The organism is Micromonospora deserti, from assembly GCF_003236335.1.
Classification (GTDB): Bacteria; Actinomycetota; Actinomycetes; order Mycobacteriales; family Micromonosporaceae; genus Micromonospora; species Micromonospora deserti.
Genome location: NZ_POUB01000465.1, coordinates 1 through 2,308, shown reverse-complemented (window position 1 = coordinate 2,308; position 2,308 = coordinate 1). Strand labels below are relative to the sequence as shown.

At 72.7% G+C, this 2,308-nt stretch carries 1 protein-coding gene; it reads right to left on the bottom strand.

The window, feature by feature from the left end; translation table 11 throughout:
* Nucleotides 1-2,113, bottom strand: a 2,113-nt coding sequence (locus tag C1I99_RS31175; RefSeq protein WP_111137719.1) for a transglycosylase domain-containing protein, incomplete at its 3' end; no start/stop codon positions are given.
* Nucleotides 2,114-2,308: the final 195 nt, after the last annotated feature.

The window sequence follows — 2,308 nt, the reverse complement described above, 5'->3', positions numbered from 1 at the left end:
GGCGGGGGCGCTGCGGGTCGCCGGCCAGCTCGCGGCTCGGCGCGGTGAAGTCCCGCACCGGCTTGCCGTCCACCGCCGTCTTGACCACCCGGGCGACCGCGTCGATCACCTTCGCCTGGACCGCGGCCCCCACGAAATCGTTCGGGTCGTCGGGGTTGGCGGCCATGCCGGCGACCGCGACCTGCGGCGTGAAGCCGACGAAGGTCTCCGTGGCGTTCCGCTCCGAACTGCCGGTCTTGCCCGCCACCGGGCGGCCGTCGAGGATCCGGTTCACCGAGGTGGCGGTGCCCCCGTTGCACTGCCCGTACGCCGACTGCTGACCCACCGGGCAGCGGGCCGCGTCGGTGGCGGCCCGGGCCACGTCGGCGTCGAGCACCCGGCGGCAGGACGGGTCGCCGACCGGCACCCGCTCGCCGCTCGGCGCGGTCACCGAGACCACCGGCAGCGGCGTGCAGTACGTTCCCTCGGCGGCCACCGTGGCGTACGCGTTGGCCAGGTCGAGCGGGGTGGTGGCCGCGACGCCCAGGGTGAACGAGCCCCAGTTGGCGGCGTCGTGCTCGGCGAACGCGGCGTCCGCGTCGGCCCGGAAGGTGATGCCGAGGCGCTGCGCCATCTCGACCACCTTCTCCGGCCCCACCTGTTCGGCCAGCCAGACGAAGTAGGTGTTCACCGACCGGCCGAAGCCGTCCCACATCATCCGGTAGCCGTCCATCCACTCCGGGTTGGCGTTGGCTGGGCACCACCGGCCGTCGCAGCTGCCCTCGCCCTCGTCGGCGTACCGGGTGGGCAGGCGGCTGGGCGCCTCGAAGCCGGTCGCGAGGGGCTTGCCGGCCTCCAGTGCGGCGAGCATGGTGAACAGCTTGAACGTCGAGCCGGCCTGGTAACCGTCGACGCTGTCACCGCCGGAGATCAGCGGGTTGACGGTGTTCGGGCGGTTGGCCTGCCCGTCGGGGTTGGCGTCGAGGCTGTAGTGCCGGTTGACCGCCATCGCCAGCACCCGGCCGGTGCCCGGCTCGACGGCGGCGATCGGCAGGGCGCGCTTGTTGCCGTACCCGTAGACGTCGGTGGCCTGCTGCTGTGCGGTGGCCTGGATCTGCGGGTCCAGCGAGGTGACCACGGTGTAGCCGCCGCGGCGCAGCGCCTGCTCCCGCTCCTGCACGGTGGCCCCGAAGGCCGGCTGGGTGAGCCACCACCGGCGCAGGTAGTCGCAGAAGAAGCCCCAGTCGTCGTGCCCCTCGGCGACGGCGGTACAGCCGTTGGGCTGCGCGGTGGGGTGCAGGGTCAGCTTCTCCGCCTTGGCCTGGGCCGCCTGCTCGGCGCTGATCGCCCCGGTCTCGACCATCGAGTCGAGCACGTACGCCCGCCGGGCCAGGGCCGCGTCCGCGTCGCCGTCGATCGGGCTGTACGCCTCGGGGGATTGCACCAGGCCGGCCAGCAGGGCCGCCTCGGCGAGGGTCAGCTCCGCCGGGGACTTGGCGAAGTAGCGCTGGCTGGCCGCGGCGATGCCGTACGCCCCGGAGCCGAAGTACGCGATGTTGAGGTAGCGGTTGAGGATCTCGTCCTTGCTCAGCCGCTGCTCCAGCGCCGTGGCGTACCGGATCTCCTGGAGCTTGCGCCCGACGGTCTGCTCGGTGGCCGCGGCACGCTCCTCGGCGGTGCGGCCCGGGTCGGTCTTGAGCACGTTGCGGACGTACTGCATGGTCAGCGTCGATCCGCCCTGCTCGGTGCCGCCGCCGGTGACGTTGGCGACCAGCGCCCGGGCCAGCCCACGCAGGTCGGCGCCGCCGTGGTCGTAGAACCGCCGGTCCTCGGCCGCCACGATCGCCTGCCGCATCACCGGGGCGATCTCGTCGAGGGCGACGTCGGAACGGTTGACGTCGTAGAACGTGGTGATCAGCGTTTTGCCGTCGTTGGCGTAGAGGTAGGAACGCTGGGGCGTGGCGGGCGTGCGCAACGCCTCGGGCAGCGCCTCGTACGAGCCGAACGCCGACTTCGCGGCGAACCCGAGCAGCAGGTTGCCCGGCAGCGCGGCGACCGCCAGGACGAGACCGGCGAGCACGCCGGCGAGCAGCACGGTGAACAGCCGCGACAGCGGCGAGCGGAGCGGGGCCATGATTCCAGGATTGCCGCGAATGCCACCAACCGGCCACCCCCGGGCCCGTCCTGTCAGGAACTTCACCGCCGCCCACCAGCAACCTCCCACCTTCGCCGTCATGGCCTGCGACGATCACGAGGTTTGCGCCGGAAAGGGCTGTTCAGGCGACGCGAACCTGGTGGTCGGCACTGGCCGGCGGCCCGGTGTGGGCTG